This window comes from Pauljensenia sp. OF14-1SRA, assembly GCF_027694595.1.
Lineage (GTDB): Bacteria > Actinomycetota > Actinomycetes > Actinomycetales > Actinomycetaceae > Pauljensenia > Pauljensenia turicensis_B.
In genome coordinates this window covers 25,407-46,039 of the sequence record NZ_JAQEVQ010000011.1, presented here as the reverse complement: position 1 = coordinate 46,039, position 20,633 = coordinate 25,407, and the positions used below count along the sequence as shown (strand labels likewise).

Below are 20,633 nucleotides of genomic sequence, written 5' to 3'. Positions count from 1 at the left end.
ATAGCCCACCGAAGGGGTCAGAGGTTCAGCTCTGGCTTGGTCAATTCTTCGACGTTCACGTCTTTGTAGGTGATGACCTGGACAGAACGCACGAAACGCGAGGAACGGTAAATGTCCCACACCCACGCGTCAGTCAGCGTGAGCTCAAAGTAAATATCCCCACCAACTGGGCGGGCTTGAACATCGACCTGATTGCAGAGGTAGAAACGGCGTTCGGTTTCGACCACGTACTTAAATAAGCCAATGACATCCCTGTACTCGCGGAAAAGTTCAAGTTCCAGAGAGTTTTCGTAGCTTTCGATGTCTTCACTCACGGTTCAATCATGCCTAACAAATTGTTCCTGGCCCTTCAGGCGCGCTCGGCGTGCCCAGTGCCGGGAAGATTCCACGAACGACGATGAAGAGGAGAAACCCCTAGTCGCCCAAGAGCGTCAATGTGTTTTGCCGAAGAATAGCCTTTGTTCGAGGCCCAGTCGTATCCCGGATCTTCCAGTGTTTTCATCCATTCGTCACGTCTGACCTTCGCAACAACGGATGCGCCGGCCACGACCGAGCATGATGCGTCAGCCTTGACGCGGGTGACAACGTTTGGCACCTCAATGTCCGGGTAGGGTGCGTCATCAATCGGAGAAAACAAATCGTCGGATCGCGTCAGCCAATTATGCGTCCCATCAAGCAGGACAATCACGCGTGCGCCATTGGGAATATCCAACTGTTGCAGAGCACGCATACCAGCCAAACGCAGGCCAACAATGATTCCGTGGGCGTCGACTTCATCATTCGAAGCAAAACCCACACCAACAGACGTCACCCACCGGCACACCAGAGGCTCCAAGGCGACGCGTCTTTTTTCGCTCAACTGTTTCGAGTCGCGAAGCCCCGCTGGTTGAGGGGCCTCGTCCCCCGTGACAAGGCACGCCCCCACGACGACGGGCCCTGCAATTGCGCCACGCCCCACCTCGTCCATTCCAATGACAACGTCATAGTGGGTAAGGAGTTCACGTTCGACATCGCGCGTCGCATCACTGGGCATCGGGAATACCAGCAAAAACGTCGCGACGATTCAGGCCAACCTTCCAATGCGACGTCGGCCAAATAACTGCGCTCACGGTGCCAACAACCGCGTCTTCGGGAACGTAAGGTGTTTCACCAGAACCCATGTGGTAGCGAGAATCCGCTGAATTACCACGGTTATCACCCATGACCCACAGCGTGCCCTGGGGAACCGTAATATCGAAAGAAATGTCAGAGGGAAGCTGACCGTCAGCAATGTAGGGTTCGTCCACGGGCACACCGTTCACTGCAACCTTGCCTTCGGCCGTGCAACAAGTGACGTGGTCACCGCCCACACCGATCACGCGTTTCACAAGTGTTTTATCTGAACCACCGGGAAGAAAACCAACAAATCTACCGACGGCATTGGCAAAAGAATCACCGGTTGAAAGATTCGACGGGAGCCAGTCCAACTGATCGTCAAAAACAACCACGTCACCGCGCTCAATATTTCCCGTGTGTGCCGCGATACGTGAGACTGCGATACGGTCATTTTCCACCAGGGTGTCGCGCATGGACGCGGAGGGAATCCAAAACACTTGGACGATAAAAACGCGGAGCAGAGTGAAGATCACGAACGCCACGACCACGATCAGGGCAAGTTCACGAATCCAAGCAAAAAAGCCACCCGAACCGGTATCCCCATCAGAATCGATGGCGTAATCACTGTCAGTCACTCGTAGTCCTTCACTTTTCAGAGGAGATGCCAACACCGGTTGGCATACGAACACGCAAGCCCGGCGCCCCGAAGGGCACCGGGCACGCAGTGGTCATGCTCAGAGTTTCACTCTGCGCTGCCCGAACGGTGTTCCTTAATCTTGGCAGCCTTGCCGTGACGCTCACGCAGGTAGTAGAGCTTTGCACGACGGACGTCACCCTTAGTGACGACCTCAAGGTGGTCGATCGTCGGTGCATGCAGCGGGAACGTACGCTCCACACCAACACCGAAGGAGACCTTGCGGACGGTGAACGTCTCAGAGACGCCGTGACCGCGACGGGCAATAACAACACCCTGGAAGACCTGGATACGGGAACGGCTTCCTTCAATAACCTTCACGTGAACCTTGACGGTGTCACCGGCGCGGAACGAGGGAAGATCGGAACGAAGGGAAGCGGCGTCGACTGCGTCCAGCTTCTGCATGTTTACTCCTTGACACTTCTGCCGCAGGTCAGTTGCGTCGAATACGGCAGGCGGAGCCTGCGCTTTCTTCACCGGGCATTCATGTGAGTGTCCCCCTGCGGCAGGTTGCACTCGAATGCACCGTGTTCAAGTGTGCCACATTCGCCAGGCGCTGCCCACTGTCGGCGAGGTACGACTACGTTTATCGAACGGTGAGATTCCGCACGAGGACAACGTCTGAGTTCATTACTCCCCCGACGTTGAACGTGCGACGTGCCTTCTTTTTGAAGCCGTGCTTCTTGTAGAACTTTTGAGCGCGAAGGTTGCCGGTGTTTGTTGCTAAAACTAAGCGCGGGGCTGTATTGGAAGCTTCAACGTCCGCCACTGCTGCTTCAAGTAAAACGCCCGCCAGACCACTTCCACGCCACGTAGCATCCGTGTAGCACTTGGACAGGTAGGCGTCCGACGCTTCGATACGTCCGGGTCGCACCATGTCTTTTTCAATCGCGTCTTCGCCGATGATCGACAGGGTGTATCCGCCCAGTTCACCGTCGATTTCGGCGACCAGCACGCGGTATCGTTCCGGCTGAGCGATGAATCGAGCACATGCCTGAGGCGATAGCTGGTCGCCGATAAACGCTGCGATTGCTTCATCAGAAAGGAAGTCGGGACAGGCGTCCGGGAACGTACGCGCCGCAAGTGCGGCAAGAGGTTCTCCATCGTGTGCCTGAGCCACTCGAATCAAAACCGTATGATGCCCGCTAGGTGTGACGAGGTGCCCGCGGGCAGCAAGAAACTCTTTGTCAGCTGAATCGAGATCCTCGTACTGCAACTGAGCAATCAAATCCGGCCTGCGCTCGAGCGTCCGCTTCAGCGACAGGTCGCGTCGCCAGCGTTCGATCCGCCCGTGATCGCCACTGAGAAGAACGTCAGGCACCTCGATATCACGCCACGAACGAGGCTTCGTGTACGTCGGGTACTCCAACAGACCGTTCTCATAGGACTCTTCCTCGAGCGACTGAGAGTTCCCCATAAAACCGTCGAGTAGACGCGTCACCGCTTCCACAAGCACGAGCGCCGCCACTTCCCCACCGTTCAACACATAGTCGCCGATCGAGTACTCAAGAACCTCGACACCGGACGCGCGGTAGTGATCGGCCACACGCTGATCAATCCCTTCGTATCGTCCGCAGGCGATCATCAGCTGATCGACATTAGTCAGATTGCGTGCGGTTGCCTGCGTCAACGGAATACCGGACGGTGTTGGAATCGCAAGAACACGACGTTGCGCAACGTTCTGGTCTTGCCCAGCAGAGCACTCAGCAATGACCTCGTCGAGAGCCTCTCCCCACACGGTCGGCATCATCACCATGCCCGCGCCACCGCCGTACGGGGTGTCGTCAACGGTGCGGTGTGCGTCGTGCGTCCAATCGCGTAGATCGTGGACATGCACATCGACGAGGCCAGTCTCGTGTGCCTTGCCCAGCAGAGACAGATGTACGGGCGCGAAGTATTCAGGGAAAATCGAGAAAAGGTCGATCCTCATCAGTTGGAATTCCTATCCGATGCGTCGACATAGTCATCATCAAACAATCCGGGAGGCGGAGTCAGAGTGACGCGCTTATTCTCAATGTCAACCTCAGGAACAAGCTCTTCAACGAAAGGCACCATGACTGTTGCTCCGCTGACGGGCTTGACCAGAAGAAGATCCTGAGCCATTCCAAATTGCAGGCCAGTCACTGTTCCCAGTGCCAAACCATCGGGCGTCACGGCTACGCATCCCTTTAGTTGATGCGGATACCATGCGTCTTCTTCTTCAGTTTCTTCGACCAGAAGCTTCTTGCCACGCAGAGCCTCTACCTGTTCGCGGGTTGACAGTTCCTCGAAGCCAACAAGCAGGCGATCCTTGTGCATACGCGCACTGCGAACCGTCAGTTCCATTTCAGGCTCTCCCAGTACATCGAAGACAAAGCCGGGTGCCCAGATCTCAGGATCGTCGGAACGTACTTCCACCATTGCTTCACCACGAAGGCCATGAGCTGGCCCGATGATGCCTGCGGTCATCTGCATAGTGTGTCCTTCATCCTTAAGTTGTGTACACCGAGAAGTGACGTATTGGCTTCTAGTATCCCACGGCCAGCGAATCGGTCTGCATTCTGTTTACCGCCCATATCCGTGGGAGAAATAAAACAGTGGAGGGGCTCAAAACTGAGCCCCTCCACATGAGTTTTGTTTGCGAGCGCTTACTCGCGATCCGTGTCGACAACGTCAACACGAATAGGACCGCGCGTTGAAAGAGCGCCCATCACCGTGCGCAGAGCGCGAGCGGTGCGACCACTACGACCAATCACACGACCGAGGTCATCGGGATTGACCCGAACCTCAAGAAGGTGACCGCGTCGCATGGAACGAGCCGAAACCCGAACATCTTCCGGGTGGTCGACGATTCCAGAGACGAGGTGCTCAAGCGCATCAGCCAGCATGATCAGGCTTCCTCGCCAGCTTCAGCCGAAGCTTCTTCAGCTTCAACTTCTGCTGCCTTTGCTTCAGCCTCGCTAGCTTCAGCGGCGGCCTTTGCTTCTGCTTCAGCCTCTGCCTTTGCAGCTGCCTGAGCAGCCTTCGACTTTTCGGCTTCTGCTTCTGCAGCCTTGACAGCTTCAGCAGCTGCGCCAGCCTTGTCAGACTCGGCAACCTTGACGCGGGAAACCGCATCCTTCTTGCCGTTGAACTTTGCGATGTCGCCGGTCAGGACGAGCAGGTTACGAACCTGGTCGGACGGCTGTGCGCCAACACCCAGCCAGTACTGAGCGCGATCCGAGTCGATGCGGATGATCGACGGGTTCGGCTGTGCGTCGTACAGACCGATCTCTTCGATGACGCGACCGTCACGCTTCTTGCGCGAATCGACGACGACAACACGGTATGCGGGAGCATGAATCTTGCCCACGCGCTTCAAACGAATGCGAACTGCCACTTGTGTGGTCACTCCTGTTTCTAGTTCAGAGTTGGAACGTGCACTTCCCCGGTGGGAAACACAGGTCGGTGTTTGTTCCGGGACGCGGTCAAAGAAGGTGAGAGGGTCCTCCAGTGCCCGAGTACGCCCTCAATTGTGCCATAGTTGGCGCCCGATGCCCCAAATCTGGGGCTCAGCACACGCTTCAAACCGCCGTGGAATCGGTCACGTTCGAAGCAAAGAGCAATTCAGGAACGCGAGTAAACCAGCTGCCCGTTGATCACGACGTGGTCGGGCTGATCCAATGCACCGCTTGTTCGCGGATCCTCGCGGTAGATCAGAAGATCCGCACTGGCACCCGGGCTCAACTGCTCAAAGTTCAGTGCAATGCGGGACTTCCATGTGGCGACATCGATCAGTTCTAAGCGCGATACTCCCCGATCCAGCCAGAGTTCAAACTCTTTACCGATCGTCCCATGCTCTTGGTAGCCACCAGAATCAGTACCCATCACCAAGGTGACGCCGAATTCCCGGAGCATTGCGAAATGCTCGCGACGCTCGTCGTACATACGAGACATGGTCGCAGCGTATACGGGGTATTTCGCTCCGGCCTGATCAGCGAAGTCCTTGAACAATTCAACTTGAAGTAGCGTCGGAGTGACCAGCACTCCCCTGCGCGCGGCCTCATCTGCTTGATCCGCGTCCATGCCCGTCGCGTGTTCAATGTCGTCGACGCCCGCTTCAAGAAGTGAATCGATCGTCGCGTGAGCGAAGGAGTGAACCGCCACTTTCGCACCGTTTTCGTGGGCAGCTGCAACGGCATCAATAAGAACCTCCGTCGGCCACAACGGATCGAGGTCAGAATCTGCACCATTCGAGCGATCAATCCAGTCGCCGACCAGTTTCACCCAGCCGTCGCCCCGTTGCGCCTGCTCAGCGACGAGGTCCGGAAGATCAGCGAGATTCTCGCAGTCAATGGGCATGCCACGAATGTATCGCTTGGGACGAGCAATATGACGTCCTGCTCGAATCAGTTTCGGCAGGTCATCACGTGAATCCAACCAACGGTTATCAACGGGAGCGCCACAATCGCGCAGAGCCAAGACACCCGTGTTCCTCTGAGCACACGCCTGCACTTCTTGCTCTTCAAGGCCCACGGGCCCATCTGATCCAACGCCAATATGGGCGTGAGAGTCAACGAATCCGGGCACCGCAAAGCCGGTGAAGTCCGAACCTGTCGTCCCGGCCTCGTCGATCATGGTGATGCCGGAAGCATCAATCTTCCACGAACCGGTTGTCCACGATGCCGGTGAGCCGGAGGTCGCGGACCAGAGTAGCGATCCCTGAAAGATCACTTGAGGCCGGCCATCATGCGCTTGATGTCGTCTGGCAGATCATCCATCGACGGACGAGCGGTCGGTTCACGAGCAGGCGCACCGCCGAATGCGGATCCTGCAGCGGGCGCAGATGAACGTTGTTCGGGCGGAAGAAGAGCCTCAAGCTCCTGCTGGCGACGTTTCGCAGGATTACCGGAACGTGCCTTCTTCTTCACCTTCGCACGCTTTGCCTGAGCGGCACGCGCATTCGCCTTCTGCTTCGCCTTACCGCCCTGGCCGGGCATGTTACCGAAGCCGGGTACTCCGCCCATCTGGCCCATCTGACCCATCATGGCCTTGGCAGCTTCAAAGCGCTTGACCAGCGAGTTCACGTCAGCAACCGTCACACCGGAGCCTCGTGCAATACGCGCACGACGCGAACCGTTCAGTAGCGAAACATCTTCGCGTTCCGCGGGCGTCATCGAACGGACAATCGCCTCAATACGGTCGACCTCGCGTTCATCGAAGTTTTCAATCTGCTCGCGAATCTGGCCTGCGCCAGGAATCATGCCGAGCATCTTCTTCATCGAGCCGAGCTTCTTCACCTGCTGCAACTGCGAGAGGAAGTCACCCAAAGTCAGTTCGCCGGCCATCGCCTTTTGCGCCATGCGCTCGGCTTCTTCGGCGTCCAGCTTCTTTTCTGCCTGCTCGATCAGGGTGAGGATATCGCCCATATCGAGGATGCGTGACGCCATACGGTCAGCGTGGAAGCGCTCAAAGTCATCGAGGTTCTCACCCGTGGACGCGAACAGGATCGGCGCACCGGTCACGCCTCGCACGGAGAGCGCAGCACCACCGCGGGCGTCACCGTCGAGTTTCGACAGGACAACACCTGTGAAACCCACGCCATCGCGGAACGCGGTCGACGTTTGGACGGCATCCTGACCGACCATCGCGTCGAGCACGAACATGATTTCGTGCGGTTGAACGGCATCACGGATCGCGACAGCCTGAGCCATCATTTCTTCGTCGACACCCAAACGACCCGCGGTATCGACGATGACCACGTTAATGCCGTTTTCAATCGCGTGGTTCAGACCCGAGCGTGCGACCTGCACCGGATCACCAACGCCGTTACCGGGTTCGGGTGCCCACACTTGAACACCAGCACGCTCACCCACAACCTGCAACTGGTTCACTGCATTCGGGCGCTGAAGGTCAGAAGCAACAAGAAGAACGGACTTGCCTTCTTCGCGGAGCCACTTACCGAGCTTTCCGGCAAGCGTCGTCTTACCGGCACCCTGGAGACCGGCAAGCATGAAGACCGTCGGACCACGATCGGCAAACTTCAGTTCACGAGTTTCGCCGCCCAGAATCTCAACCAGTTCCTGGTTGACGATTCGAATGACCTGCTGTCCGGGATTCAGTGCCTTCGAACGCGCCGCACCGTAGGCCTTCTCGCGGACCTCGTTGGTGAACTGACGAACAACGGGAAGAGCAACGTCAGCGTCAATCAGGGCGCGACGAATCTCTGAAATTGTCTGGTCAACATCTGATTCGGTCAGTACGCCACGAGAGCGAAGCTGTTTAAAAGACTGAGTCAGCCGATCCGACAGATTTCCGAACACGTTGAGTCTCCCAAAAGGTGGAAAGCAAAAGGGTACGAGGCCACGACCTCGTTTACTGGTCAAAGCCTATCGCACGCGGGCTATTCAGAGCCGTATGCGGGACAACCTCACACGGCGTGAGAGTGCCCCACCTAGCGTGCAATTCGAAGAATGTCAGCCATTCACAATGGCGTCAACGAAGCCCTGCGGATCGAATGGAGCAAGATCGTCAGCGCCTTCACCCAGGCCAACGAACTTCACCGGAACGCCAAGAGCCTTCTGCACGGAGACAACAATGCCACCCTTTGCAGAACCATCGAGCTTGGTCAGGACAATGCCGGTCACTCCAGCAACCTCAGCGAAAACCTCAGCCTGCTTCATACCGTTCTGACCGGTGGTCGCATCGAGGACCAGCAGAACCTCGTTGACAGGAGCTTGCTTTTCCATGACACGCTTGACCTTGCCAAGCTCATCCATCAGCGTCGACTTCGTCTGCAGACGACCAGCGGTATCAACCAGCACGACATCAATATTCTTGTCTGCGCCAGCCTTGACAGCATCGAAAGCAACCGAAGCCGGATCTGCGCCCTCGCGATCAGAAGCAACGACCTCAACACCAACGCGTTCGCCCCACGTGCCCAGCTGTTCGCCGGCAGCAGCGCGGAAGGTATCAGCTGCACCCAGCAAAACGCTCTTGCCTTCGGCAACGAGAACGCGAGCCAGTTTGCCAACGGTCGTCGTCTTACCAGTGCCGTTCACGCCAACCATCAGAATCGATGCGGGAAGCTCACCATTGTCGCCCTGACGATCAAGATGCAGGCTACGATCCATCGCAGGATCAACCAGCGCAAGAAGCTCTTCGGAAAGGAACCTCTTAATGGAATCAGTGTCGTGAACACCTTCAACAGCCACGCGATTCTTCAGTGCTTCAATCAGCGTGTCGGTCGCTTCAAGACCAAGATCAGCGACAAGAAGCGTATCTTCGACTTCTTCCCAGTCAGCAGCCTTCAGCTCACCACGGGACAACACCGAAACGATAGCCTTGCCCAGCGTACCCGAACGCGACAGGCGCGAACGCAGGCGAGTCATACGGCTCGGCACTGATTCAGGAACCTCAACTGACAGTTCAGGTGCTTCGACAGGCTCTTCAACAGGTGCTACTACCTGGTCTTGCCCGCCATCTACGACAGGTTCGGACGTCGGAGATAAAGAGGCGGCCTCGTCGATCGGCGACGGACTACCGCGCGCATCAGGTGCATCTGCAAGGGCCTCATCCGCAGGAGTTGTCGGCGCGGCCGTAACTGGCGTGGCCGGAGTAGCAGGCGTAATAGTCGGCACGGACTTCTTCGAGCTACGCGCAACTCCAATACCAACGCCCACGATGACAACGACGAGCAGTGCAATACACGCAATGCCCGCCGGAGAGCTTAAAAATGAAAGAACAGCGTCCATGGGCTCATCATCTCCCATGGACGCTATCAAGTTCCACTTATTGGTTGAACCTAACGTAGTCGAACACTAGTGGCACGCTAGGCAACGTTTACTCGGCCGAAGCTTCCTTGCCTGCCTTGCGGTGCTCCTGCATCGCTTCAAAACGATCCGTCACACGTTCAATACGATCAACGCCGGGCAAACGATCCGCATCAAAATACGCGTTCTTCATCGACGACGTATCACCCATCAGATCCGTCAACGTTGTCGAGTGAGGTGACACAGGATCGGCATCATTTTCGGGAGCATTCGTCAGCTTCTCACGCTGGTCACGAAGATGTTCCTGCCAAATGGACGCAGGGCGACGCTCAAGTGCCAAACCAACGATCACCGCAACAGCGATAACCACAACGAGCAGAAGAACAAAGGCCATGATGAGAAAACCCGAGAGCATACCACTATGTTCTAACTGTTCGAGCCCATCGGCGACTTGACACTTAGTGATTTCATCGTTTCGTGACCATGAGATGAGTCACCGCACCGTTACTGAGATAAGACAACCGCGAGGCGATCAGTCGAGGTAATCGCGAAGCACCTGGCTACGCGACGGGTGACGCAACTTCGACATCGTCTTCGACTCGATCTGACGAATACGCTCGCGCGTCACGCCATAGACCTTGCCGATCTCATCCAGGGTCTTCGGCTGGCCATCGCCCAGACCGAAACGCATCGACACAACGCCAGCTTCACGTTCCGACAGGGTGTCGAGCACGTTGTGGAGCTGTTCTTGAAGAAGCGTGAACGACACCGCGTCGGCGGGAACGATTGCTTCAGAGTCTTCAATCAGGTCGCCGAACTCAGAATCGCCATCTTCACCCAGCGGAGTGTGAAGCGAGATCGGTTCGCGACCGTACTTCTGAACCTCGACGACCTTTTCGGGCGTCATGTCGAGTTCCTTCGCCAGTTCTTCCGGCGTGGGTTCACGACCAAGATCCTGAAGCATCTGGCGCTGGACGCGAGCAAGCTTGTTGATGACCTCAACCATGTGGACAGGAATACGGATCGTGCGAGCCTGGTCAGCCATTGCACGCGTGATCGCCTGACGAATCCACCAGGTTGCGTAGGTGGAGAACTTGTAGCCCTTCGTGTAGTCGAACTTCTCAACTGCACGAATCAGACCGAGGTTACCTTCCTGGATCAGATCCAGGAACTGCATGCCACGACCTGTGTAACGCTTAGCCAGCGAAACGACCAGACGCAGGTTTGCTTCCAGCAGGTGGTTCTTCGCCAGCTGACCGTCGGATGCCATGAAGTGCAGCTCACGACGTTCCTTCGCCGTCATCGAATCGGCTTCGTTCTTCAGCTTGTATTCGGCATAGAGGCCAGCTTCGATACGGCGAGCAAGGTCAACTTCCTGCTCTGCGTTCAGCAGCGAAACTTTGCCGATCTGTTTGAGGTAGTCCTTGACCGGGTCCGCGGTTGCACCCGCGACGGTCACCTGCTGGACGGGCTCATCGGACTCGTCGGAGTCGGAAACGACGAAGCTACCCTTCGTCTTTGCCTTCGACGTTGTTACCTCAACGACTTCCGACTTGGGCTTGGACTCTTCATCTCCCTCTTCAGATTCGTCTTCATCATCTGACGTATCGTCGCCATCGGTGTCTTCGGTATCGTCGAGTTCTTCTTCGTCGTTCAGATCGATATCAGCATCGTCGATATCGTCTTCAGTCTCTTCTTCAGACTCTTCAATTGCCGGTTCTTCAACCTTGGGCTCGTCCTTCTTCTTGCGACGAGTCGTCTTCTTTGCAGGCTTGCCTTCTTGGGTCTCTGCGACCTCGACAGTCTTCTTGGTCGTGCGACGAGTCGTCTTCTTCGCAGGTTTGTCTTCTTGGACCTCTCCAGCCTCTGCAGCCTTCTTGGTACGACGCGTAGCCTTCTTCGCAGGCTTTCCTTCTCGACTCTCGACAGATTCGCCGGCCTTCTTCGTGGTGCGACGAGTCGTCTTCTTTGCCGGTTTTGCGGGCTCTTCCTGGGTAAGCGGAGCCTGCGCGTCGGTTGTAGGAGCTTCACTAGAAGTGGCTTCAGCGGTCGCCTTCTTCGTGGTACGACGCGTGGTCTTCTTCGCAGGAGCCTTGGTGGCTTCAGCTTCAGACGAAGCTTTTACAGCTTCGTCGGCGACCTTCTTCGCGGTACGTCGAGTCGTTTTCTGAGCAGACTTCTTTTCGGGAGTGACGTCGCCAGCTTCCGCAGTCTTCTTCGCCGTGCGGAGCGCGGTCTTCTTTGTGGGAGCCTTGGTAGCTTTGTCGGTAGCCTTTTGAGTCACAGCCTTCGAAGCACGCTTCTTCGTTGCTGGTGCGGTCTTTTCTACCTCTACTGTTTCGTCAACCTTGCTGGCCTTGGAAGTAGTCTTGGACCCCTTGGTAGTGCTCGATCCGGCCACACCTATCCCTTTCGCAGAAAATGGGGACTTCTTCGCGCCGATTCGGGCGCTGAAAATCTGCTTTTAATTATAGTCCGATAGTGCAAATTTTCCTGATGAGCCTACCTGTCAACCCCTATTTTTAATGATGTAGCTCACCAAAAGCGAAACAATAATGACCAGCACCACATTTGTGCTTGTCACGCTACAGTGTGACCTATGGAAATACTTGCCGCACGGTTCGCCGAACTCCGCCCCATCATCGACAATGCGACTCACGATCATCTGATCGCTGTGATGGACGAAATCGGCACGTCACGAGTCTCGGATGAATTTACGCAGACCTGCGTCGCATCGATCCAGTCAGGCAAGCGCTTCCGCGGACTTCTGGCATATTTCGGGGCTTCGTTGGCCTTGCAACGTCCGCTGGATGATCCGGATCTTGACCTTTCGGCGTTAGCAGCCGGCCTTGAGCTCTACCAAGCCTCAGCATTGGCGCACGACGATCTCATTGACCATGCTGATACGCGTCGCGGAGCCCCCACTCCCCATGTTCGCCTTGCTGGGATTCATCGCGATAGAGGCTGGGAAGGGTCTGCAACCGCATTCGGCGCCGCCGGCGCTGTTCTTGTCGGTGACCTGTTGTTCTCCGCCGCCCAGGCCGCGGTCAATTCTCAGTGCTCGGCGTTGGACCCAGAGCGCGCCTTCTTGCTCATGCAGCGTTTTACAACGATGCACGCGGAAGTGGGCTTGGGGCAATACCTTGATATCCGAGCAGAAAATCTTCCGTTGGACGTCGAAGATGACGTAGCCATCAGCGTCGAGGATGTCATGGAGGTTGTCCTCCACAAGAGCGCGCATTATTCGATCGTCCACCCGGCGATTCTCGGGGCGATTGCCGGCGGTGGTTCACCCGAGTTGATCCAGGCGTTGGACTCTATCCTCACTCCGTGGGGTATCGCTTTCCAGCTTCGCGATGACGATCTGGGGATCTTCGGCGACCCGGCAACCACGGGCAAGCCTGCCGGCGATGATCTGCGTGAAGGCAAACGAACCGTATTGCTTTCTTTGGCGTGGTCTCATGCGACTGTAGACGAACGTCGCACTCTGCTCTCAGTGCTCGGCGATGAGGATGCTTCGGATGAAGCGATTGCCCAGTGCGCGACGATTATTGAAGAACGCGGTCGACGCGCCCACGAGTCGCTGATCGATTCTCTAGTGAAGGAAGGCCATCGCGGTTTTGACGCCTATCCATTCACTGAAGACCAGCGTCGCGATCTGACCGAGTTGGCTGAGATCGTCACCGCCCGTACGGCGTAACCAGTCGCCTTACGCGTTCAGATTTGCCTTCTGCGATAATGAAAAGAACGAGGCAACGCACATGAGCGAGCCTCGTTCTTTGTTCAAGCGCGGGTCGGAATAATTTCAGAACGCCAGAGTTGAGGCGATTGAATTGACCTTGTGGTGGCGCCCCTTCAACAGGGCTTCCATGGGCGTTTCACCGAGCTCGTCTTGAACGGTGTACAACCACGCAGCCGCTTCTTCGGGCGTAAAACCGTCGTCCTCCAGAAGCGTCAGCGTGCCGGGAAGGCTGAACAGTGGCTCCCAGCCGTTTGCACCGAGGACAATGATTTCACGAGGAATCGCAGGCTTGCCGTTCTCGCCCTTCACGGCAAACAAAACATGATCGCGCACAAACTGCTTGATCCGGCGTTCTTCGACGCCCAACAGGCGACCGGCTTCTTCAAACGAAATAGTTTCCACATTCTGGGTCATGTTCTAAGCCTAGCCGTCAAACACTCCCTCGGCCTCGTCCCTAAGCGCTGAGCGCACGAACTCACATGGCGCGCCGTCTTGCGTACGCCCACTACGGCGCCCCTCTAATACAATCCGAACGTGACCGATTTTGATTCAGACCGACGCACCCCTGACGCTGGTTCGCAGCCGACTGAGCGCCTGCAGACCCTACCAGGGCATCTTGCTGCGCCTGAATCACCCGAGCCCAACGATCTTTCATCCCCTACGAGCGACCAGATTGATCCGCTTCTAGGAATGCTTATTGACTCGCGCTATCGCGTGATCCACCTGCTGGCTCGCGGCGGAATGGCAACCGTGTACGTGGCACAAGACGAACGCTTGGAGCGCCCGGTTGCTTTGAAGATCATGCATCCGCATCTTGCCCAGTCACAGGATTACGTTGCTCGTTTCCGTCGCGAAGCGCGATCCGCTGCCCGCATCATTCACCCCGGTGTCGTCTCGGTTTTCGATCAGGGTGTTGTTGCTGGTCAGGGATTCTTGGTCATGGAGCTCATCGACGGACCAAACCTTCGCACTGTCTTAAACGAACAAGGTTCTTTTACCGTTGGGCAAACCCTGTCCTACGTTCACGACGTTCTTGACGCACTGAGAGCCGCTCATCGTGTTGGTGTGATCCACCGCGACATCAAGCCAGAAAACGTCCTTGTTCCCGCAGATCCGCCTGCTCGCGTGACCGATTTTGGTTTAGCGCGCGCGGCCTCTGAAGTGTCACTTTCGACCACTGGTTCAATGCTGGGAACCGTGGCCTACATTGCTCCGGAAGTTGCCCTGTCACACGACGTTGATCAGCGCACCGACCTTTACGCCGTTGGCATCATGGCGTTTGAAATGCTCACGGGTTCAGTGCCGTGGGAAGGCGAAAACGCTATCCAGATTGCTACGCATCATGTGAATGATCCAATTCCGATGCCGTCGACTCTGGTCAGCTGGTTGCCTCGCGAAATTGATGACTTTATTTCAGCGTTAGCTGCGACGAATCCTGATGAGCGACCAACAGACGCCGGTGAAGCACTTGAGCTCCTCTCTCGCGTCGAAATTGGACTGCCGGAAGAGATCCTTACTCGTCGAGCCGACGTTGCACCAAAGGTTGCCTCTTCTGCAGGAGAAACGGCCACTTGGGAGCATCTGGGTGTGACGTCTTCACTTCCCCCGAATGGTCATTCCACGTCCCGCACTGTTGTCCAGGCTGCGGGAGTGCAAGGAGCGATGCATTCTCCAAAAAAGAATCGCCGTTCGTTCATCGGCAAGTTCCTAGCCATCATTGCCTTCGTCGCCATCATCGGTGGCGTAGGTGGCTGGTGGTGGTGGAACGAGTACGGCCCCGGCTCGTACTTGACCATGCCTCAAACAGCTGGGCGTTCCTCACAGGCCGTGAAGTCAGAGCTTGCAGCTCTTGGGCTTGGAGTGATTGAAGAGGAAGCGTTCTCTGACACCGTCCAATCCGGTATCGTCATTTCTTCTGATCCCGATGGCGGGCAGCCTGTTCACAAGAACGCCGAGGTTCGCGTAACAACCTCCAAAGGCATCGATATGCGAGCTGTGCCCGATCTTGTTGGAAAGAACAAGTCTGAGATTGAGACTCTGCTCATCGATGCTGGTTTAGCCGTGGGCACAATCAACGAAGAGTATTCGGAAGAGGTCGCCAAGGATATCGTCATTTCTCAGTCCTTGGATCCCGATACGTCGATCCCCCACGATACGAAAATCGATGTTGTTGTCTCGAAGGGTCGAGAACCACTGACGGTTCCGGACCTCATGGCGATGAGTAGCGCTGATGCTCAGGCTGCGATCGAGGCACTGGGATTGGTCGCGTCGCCAAGCGAAGAGTACTCGGACAGTGTCGCCGAAGGCTCCTTGATTTCCCAGACCACAGCAGCTGGCACGACTCTTTATAAGGGCGACAAGGTCGAATATGTCGTTTCTAAGGGGCCAGAAACAGTTGAAGTCCCCTCCATTACGGGTAAGCAGGAAGCTGAAGCGAAGCGAATCTTGGAAGCCGCCGGCCTGAATGTCACGGTTCAACGCGTGCTCGGTGGCGTGTTCGGGACCGCGCGTTACACGGATCCCGATGCTGGCACGGTTGTGAAAAAGGGATCGACGGTCACCCTCTTCATCGTGTAGTCGATAGCTCTGCACAGAGCTTCTACCGATACAGCTTTCCCTGCGACTCTCGCTACAGCTGTCAGCAGCGTTCACGGTGCCACTCCAACGCCCGACGCCCATACTTCGACAAACTTCGCCACGCCCGCCACGACCTCGTCCAAGAACACGAACACAGCCAGGAAAGTGTCCAAAAACGGGGTCCGCTCCACACAAACCCCACAACATCGCCTCACACGACCAAAGCCACCAGAACAAGGCCGCGCCCGCCAAGCAATACGATGCTTGTGCGGGCGCGGCCTTGTTGTATCGGGACGAAGATTTAGAGATCGCGACGCAAATACTCTGCGACTTGGAATGCCATTTCTAACGACTGCTGGTGGTTCAAACGTGGATCAACCAAGGTCTCGTAGCGCTTCTGAAGCGACTCATCGTCAAGCTTTTCTGAACCACCAATAACTTCGGTGACATCGTCACCGGTCAGTTCAACGTGGATGCCACCCGGAACGGTTCCTGCTTCGTCATGAGCATCGAAAAATCCTTTCACTTCCTCCATGATCGTTTCAAAGCAACGCGTCTTATATCCGGTGGACGATGGGATCGTATTGCCGTGCATGGGATCGGTAATCCACGTGACGGGGCGACCATCAGTCTTCGCAGCGTTCAGCAACGGAGGAAGATTATCAAGAATCGTGCCTGCACCCATGCGAGTGATGAAGGTCAGACGTCCTTCTTCGCCTTCGGGATTCAATCGATCCATCAGTCCAAGCAGATCGTCGGGCGTCGTTGTAGGACCAACCTTGACACCGATCGGGTTACGCACACGTGCAAGAAGCTCAATATGAGCACCTTCAAGGTCGCGTGTGCGTTCCCCTGCCCACAAGAAGTGACCGGATGTGTCATAGGGCAACCCGTTACGCGAGTCGATACGCGTCATTGCTGACTCATATTCAAGCAGAAGTGCCTCGTGCGACGAATACAGGTCAACGTCGCGCAGGGAATCGAAGTCAACACCGGCGGCCTGCATGAATTGGACGGCGCGGTGGATCTCTTCAGCCAAGGACTCGTAGCGTGCGTACGCGGGGTTCTGCGTAAAACCACGGTTCCAGTGGTGAACCATGCGCAGGTCAGCGTAACCACCCTTCGTGAAGGCGCGGATCAGATTCAGCGTCGACGCAGCATGGTGGTACGTCTGAAGAAGACGATCCGGATCCGGAATACGCGCTTCGGGGGTGAACTCATAGGAATTCACAGCGTCTCCGCGATACGACGGAAGAGTCACGCCGTCGCGGGTCTCCATGTCGGAAGAACGGGGTTTCGCATACTGTCCGGCGATACGGCCAATCTTCACAACGGGAAGCGAGGCACCGTATGTCAGGACAACCGCCATCTGAAGGAGCGTCTGAATCTTTAAACGCAGGTGATCGGCGGTGGATTCTGCGAAGGTTTCGGCGCAGTCTCCACCCATGAGGACGAAGGCTTCACCGCGTCCCGCAGCTCCCAGCCAAGTCCGCAGATCGTCCACTTCACCAGCAAACACAAGCGGTGGCTGGCGACGCAACGCTGTTGTTACGTCTTCGACTGCCTGCGCATCAGGGTAAGTCGGTTGCTGCAGGGCTTCACGGTTACGCCATGAGTCCCACGGCGCGTCCATACCGGCTTCTGGGGCTACGAGGTCCTCCGGGTCGCGGCGCGCCGGGTACTGTGCGAACCGTGGCGTGCCGCGACCGGGATTCATAGGAAAACTCACTGTGCAGCGGGTTTCACTTCCTGGCCGATCTCGGCCATCATGTCGAGGAACCACTTCTGAGAAATATCGAAGGGCTTGCCACCGGCAATACGCGGGAACGCGATTGCGGTCAGGCGGTCACCGTTTTCTTCATCGTGGCCGATAACGCCGGATTCGCCCTTGAGAGCGCATTCGACAGCAAGATCAGTCATGGACTTGATCAGGCGCAGGTCGTCAGCGTTTGCACGCGAAGAACGTGAGAAGTAGCCCGACTTCTGGACCATGACCTTCTCAGCGTCAATCTTGGATGCGAACTGCTTGGCGAACCACTGGCCGGGGTTGATGGTATCGAGCTTCACGTGGCCGAAGGGGTCGCGCTGGACCTCAACGCCAGCTGCTTCCATTTCAGCGATGATCTCGGGAACGCCTGCCCCCTCGGAGAGGAAGATGTTGACGTTGCCTTGCTCGTCCATAATGGCCTTGAGGCGCTTGGCCTCGGCGTCAATGTCGAGTGCCATTTCGGGCAGGAAGACAGCGTGGATGTCCCAGCGTTCCTGCGACAGGCCGATGGAGGGAACCCATTCCTGGGTCTTCAGCCAGTTGTGGTACTCAAGCGAACCAGCAGCGGTCAGCCAACCGCAGTGACGACCCATGATTTCATGGATGATCAGCATACGGGGGTTGGAGCGGTGCTCACCGATGACGTTCTGTGCATACTCGGAGACCTCTTCAGCGGCGGTCCATGCACCCAGGGACTGGCGGATCGGCACAACGTCGTTGTCGATCGTCTTGGGCAAGCCGACGACCGTCAGGTGGTAGTCATGCTCTTCGAGGTAGGCAGCAAGATCTGCAGCCGTGGTGTTGGTGTCGTCGCCACCGATGGTGTGCAGAACGTCAACGCCATCCTTACGGAGCTGCTCAGCAGCCTTTTCAAGCGGATTTTCGCCTTCGGCGACAAGGCCACGCTCGACGAGGTTCTTCGCGTTGGTCAGCTTGACGCGCGAGTTACCAATCGGGGAGCCACCGAAGCGGTGAAGGACAGCAGCATGCTTACGAGCTTCTTCGTCAACGACAACGAAGTTGCCGGTCAGCAGACCGTGGTAGCCGTTCTGGTACGCGATGATCTCGATCGAAGGATCGATTTCGTTGTAGCGCTCAATGAGGCCACCAACAGCGGAAGAAAGACACGGAGCGAAGCCACCGGCGGTGAGCAGAGCGACGCGACGAACCGACATGGAAACACCTTTCAGCGTTGGAACAAGTGCGGTCGGACGACACGCACCTCAAACACCACTAGTTTAAAGCCACAGTGGAGTTGGTATGGGGGGTCGCCCGTCCCATGGACGGGCGCACACGCATTTATTCTGCGTTTTCACCCTTGTTAGGATCCGTTTCGCTGGATTCTTCTTCGGGTCGATGAGGTACCTCGACGATCGGAGCGGTACGCCCACCAGGACCGGGTCGACCATTCGCGGGAACCGGGCCGTCGAACTTTCCGTCGGCGGCAAGCTTCGCCTTCACGTCTGCTGCATAAAGGTCAACATATTCCTGACCCGAGAGCAGCATCAGGTTGTACATGATTTCGTCCGTGATGGCGCGCAGGACGAAGCGGTCCTTGTGGAGGCCCTTGTAACGGGAAAAATCCAGGGGTTCGCCGATGACCATGCCAATGTTGGTGCGCGACGGGATCTTCTGGCCGATCGGCTGAGCAGCGTGCGTGCCAATCATCGCGACGGGAATAACGGGGGCTCCGGACAGCAGAGCAAGTCGAGCAACACCCGTCTTACCGCGGTAGAGACGGCCGTCGGGCGAACGGGTTCCTTCGGGGTAAATGCCGAAGAGTTCACCGCTGGCGAGGCGGTCAAGACCGGCCTTCAAAGCACCTTCGGATGCGCGACCTCCCGAACGATCAACGGGAATTGTGCCAACGGCGCGCATGAATTCCTTCGTGACCCAGCCCTTTGCACCGGTACCCGTAAAGTAGTCGGCCTTACCCATGAAGACGACCTCACGGTCGAGCATCATTGGCAGGAAGACAGAATCCCACACCGCGTTGTGGTTTGAGGCAAGAATTGCCGGCCCGGAGGTCGGGATATTCTCTTTGCCACGAATCCACGGCTTGTATGCAGCCTTCAGGATCGGACTTCCGGTTGCCTTCAATGCTTGGTAGAACGCCACGGCCCCTCCACGAGGTTCGAAGGTAAAAACACGAACTATGCTTAACTCTATGCCCAGTTCACGCGATATGCCGGCAGACAACGACGCTATCTCAGATTCAACGGACAGGCGTGCGAATATCGTTGCACAAGTGCGCACGTATCTGAGCCAAGCACGTCAGATACGCGACGGCGCATCGCGCATAATCAGCGGGCTGTCTTTCGCTGATACGACGTACGTTGTCGTTGATCTTGAGACGACGGGACTTGACAACGATGACCAGATCACCGAAATTGGTGCGCTTAAAGTCCGCGGTGGCCAGGTACTTTCTACTTTCCAGTCGATGGTGAACCCACTGCGTCCTATCCCTGAAATCGTCACGACTTTGACAGGTATTACCAATGAAGACGTGGAGGGTGCTCCGACTGTTGACCAGGTCCTCCCCCAGTTCTTGACGTGGATCGACGACGGTGAGCCCGCGCAGGTTTTCGTTGCTCAGCACGTTCCTTTTGATCGCGCTTTCCTGCTAAGAGCATGTCAGCAGGCTGGTCTTAAATGGCGACCTCTGCCCTATTTCGACACGTTGACTCTTGCCAGGATTCTGCTTCCAAAGCCTGAGGTTCCCAGTCATTGCCTGGGTGCTCTAGCCGATTATTTCGATGCTCCCGTAGTGGAAGCACACCGTGCTTTGGCTGATTCCTACACGACGTTGCATGTACTGGACGGGCTTACGCACATACTCGAAGACATGGGAGTGACCAGTAGCGACGATATTGCTCTCTTGTCGACGCCACGCGAAGAATTGGGTGCCTACTAGTACGTCGGGGTACGAGGCACATCATTGAGCTTTCCCCTTAACAAAGCCACAAGGTAAGGCGACAGAACCGAAAAACCGGTCGGACACCTGATGGTGTCCGCCCGGTCTCGTAC

General features: G+C 56.6%; 20 protein-coding genes. 3 read left to right on the top strand and 17 right to left on the bottom strand.

Going from position 1 to position 20,633, the window contains the following annotated elements; translation table 11 throughout:
• Positions 1 to 17: 17 nt before the first annotated feature.
• The 13 genes from PG731_RS06805 to PG731_RS06745 all read right to left on the bottom strand — a co-directional run bounded on the left by PG731_RS06805 (position 18) and on the right by PG731_RS06745 (position 11,920).
• Positions 18 to 314: a DUF2469 domain-containing protein gene (locus tag PG731_RS06805; RefSeq protein WP_101627866.1), complete on the bottom strand. Its 297-nt coding sequence runs from the start codon at positions 312 to 314 to the stop codon at positions 18 to 20.
• Between the two features lie 35 nt (positions 315 to 349).
• A complete protein-coding gene (locus PG731_RS06800) occupies positions 350 to 1,033 on the bottom strand; it encodes a ribonuclease HII (protein WP_270772968.1) in 684 nt (227 codons plus the stop codon).
• Positions 1,023 to 1,730, bottom strand: a complete 708-nt coding sequence (lepB, locus tag PG731_RS06795) for a signal peptidase I (protein WP_207760301.1) — start codon at positions 1,728 to 1,730, stop codon at positions 1,023 to 1,025. Before lepB ends, PG731_RS06800 begins: the two co-directional genes overlap by 11 nt.
• Positions 1,731 to 1,837: 107 nt before the next feature.
• Positions 1,838 to 2,194 (bottom strand): 50S ribosomal protein L19, encoded by a 357-nt coding sequence (gene rplS / locus PG731_RS06790; RefSeq protein ID WP_195224491.1) that lies wholly within the window; start codon positions 2,192 to 2,194, stop codon positions 1,838 to 1,840.
• A gap of 181 nt (positions 2,195 to 2,375) precedes the next feature.
• A complete protein-coding gene (gene trmD / locus PG731_RS06785; protein WP_270772967.1) occupies positions 2,376 to 3,719 on the bottom strand; it encodes a tRNA (guanosine(37)-N1)-methyltransferase TrmD in 1,344 nt (447 codons plus the stop codon).
• Positions 3,719 to 4,243: a ribosome maturation factor RimM gene (rimM, locus tag PG731_RS06780; RefSeq protein ID WP_101627870.1), complete on the bottom strand. Its 525-nt coding sequence runs from the start codon at positions 4,241 to 4,243 to the stop codon at positions 3,719 to 3,721. Before rimM ends, trmD begins: the two co-directional genes overlap by 1 nt.
• A 173-nt stretch (positions 4,244 to 4,416) precedes the next feature.
• Positions 4,417 to 4,656, bottom strand: a complete 240-nt coding sequence (locus tag PG731_RS06775) for an RNA-binding protein (RefSeq protein ID WP_006681183.1) — start codon at positions 4,654 to 4,656, stop codon at positions 4,417 to 4,419.
• 2 nt (positions 4,657 to 4,658) lie between these two features.
• A complete protein-coding gene (rpsP, locus tag PG731_RS06770) occupies positions 4,659 to 5,147 on the bottom strand; it encodes a 30S ribosomal protein S16 (RefSeq protein WP_270772965.1) in 489 nt (162 codons plus the stop codon).
• A 227-nt stretch (positions 5,148 to 5,374) separates the two neighbouring features.
• A complete protein-coding gene (locus tag PG731_RS06765) occupies positions 5,375 to 6,481 on the bottom strand; it encodes an amidohydrolase family protein (protein ID WP_270772964.1) in 1,107 nt (368 codons plus the stop codon).
• A complete protein-coding gene (ffh, locus tag PG731_RS06760; protein ID WP_270772962.1) occupies positions 6,478 to 8,070 on the bottom strand; it encodes a signal recognition particle protein in 1,593 nt (530 codons plus the stop codon). The genes PG731_RS06765 and ffh overlap by 4 nt, the downstream gene beginning before the upstream one ends.
• A gap of 153 nt (positions 8,071 to 8,223) precedes the next feature.
• On the bottom strand, positions 8,224 to 9,501 hold the full coding sequence (gene ftsY / locus PG731_RS06755) for a signal recognition particle-docking protein FtsY (RefSeq protein WP_270773002.1): 1,278 nt from the start codon (positions 9,499 to 9,501) through the stop codon (positions 8,224 to 8,226).
• Between the two features lie 88 nt (positions 9,502 to 9,589).
• Positions 9,590 to 9,934: an ABC transporter gene (locus PG731_RS06750; RefSeq protein ID WP_270772960.1), complete on the bottom strand. Its 345-nt coding sequence runs from the start codon at positions 9,932 to 9,934 to the stop codon at positions 9,590 to 9,592.
• A gap of 117 nt (positions 9,935 to 10,051) precedes the next feature.
• A complete protein-coding gene (locus tag PG731_RS06745; protein ID WP_270772958.1) occupies positions 10,052 to 11,920 on the bottom strand; it encodes an RNA polymerase sigma factor in 1,869 nt (622 codons plus the stop codon).
• 198 nt (positions 11,921 to 12,118) lie between these two features.
• Between PG731_RS06745 and PG731_RS06740 the strand changes: the two genes are divergently transcribed.
• Positions 12,119 to 13,219, top strand: coding sequence for a polyprenyl synthetase family protein (locus PG731_RS06740; protein WP_270772956.1), 1,101 nt, complete (start codon positions 12,119 to 12,121; stop codon positions 13,217 to 13,219).
• A 105-nt stretch (positions 13,220 to 13,324) separates the two neighbouring features.
• Here the strand turns inward: PG731_RS06740 and PG731_RS06735 are convergent, their stop codons facing one another.
• The gene (locus PG731_RS06735; protein ID WP_101627877.1) at positions 13,325 to 13,675 is read right to left on the bottom strand and encodes an Rv2175c family DNA-binding protein; all 351 of its coding nucleotides are present in this window, start codon (positions 13,673 to 13,675) and stop codon (positions 13,325 to 13,327) included.
• Between the two features lie 120 nt (positions 13,676 to 13,795).
• On the opposite strand from PG731_RS06735, the gene pknB reads away from it, so the two are divergent.
• On the top strand, positions 13,796 to 15,838 hold the full coding sequence (gene pknB, locus PG731_RS06730; RefSeq protein ID WP_270772955.1) for a Stk1 family PASTA domain-containing Ser/Thr kinase: 2,043 nt from the start codon (positions 13,796 to 13,798) through the stop codon (positions 15,836 to 15,838).
• A gap of 301 nt (positions 15,839 to 16,139) precedes the next feature.
• Here pknB and PG731_RS06725 read toward each other — a convergent pair whose 3' ends face one another.
• The 3 genes from PG731_RS06725 to PG731_RS06715 all read right to left on the bottom strand — a co-directional run bounded on the left by PG731_RS06725 (position 16,140) and on the right by PG731_RS06715 (position 19,724).
• Positions 16,140 to 17,555, bottom strand: coding sequence for a class II 3-deoxy-7-phosphoheptulonate synthase (locus PG731_RS06725; protein ID WP_270772954.1), 1,416 nt, complete (start codon positions 17,553 to 17,555; stop codon positions 16,140 to 16,142).
• 8 nt (positions 17,556 to 17,563) lie between these two features.
• Entirely contained in the window at positions 17,564 to 18,781 is a 1,218-nt protein-coding gene (locus PG731_RS06720) for a pyrophosphate--fructose-6-phosphate 1-phosphotransferase (RefSeq protein ID WP_101628666.1), read from the bottom strand.
• Positions 18,782 to 18,905: 124 nt separating this feature from the next.
• Positions 18,906 to 19,724: a lysophospholipid acyltransferase family protein gene (locus PG731_RS06715; RefSeq protein WP_270772952.1), complete on the bottom strand. Its 819-nt coding sequence runs from the start codon at positions 19,722 to 19,724 to the stop codon at positions 18,906 to 18,908.
• 49 nt (positions 19,725 to 19,773) lie between these two features.
• Between PG731_RS06715 and PG731_RS06710 the strand changes: the two genes are divergently transcribed.
• On the top strand, positions 19,774 to 20,520 hold the full coding sequence (locus PG731_RS06710) for a 3'-5' exonuclease (protein ID WP_270772951.1): 747 nt from the start codon (positions 19,774 to 19,776) through the stop codon (positions 20,518 to 20,520).
• Positions 20,521 to 20,633: the final 113 nt, after the last annotated feature.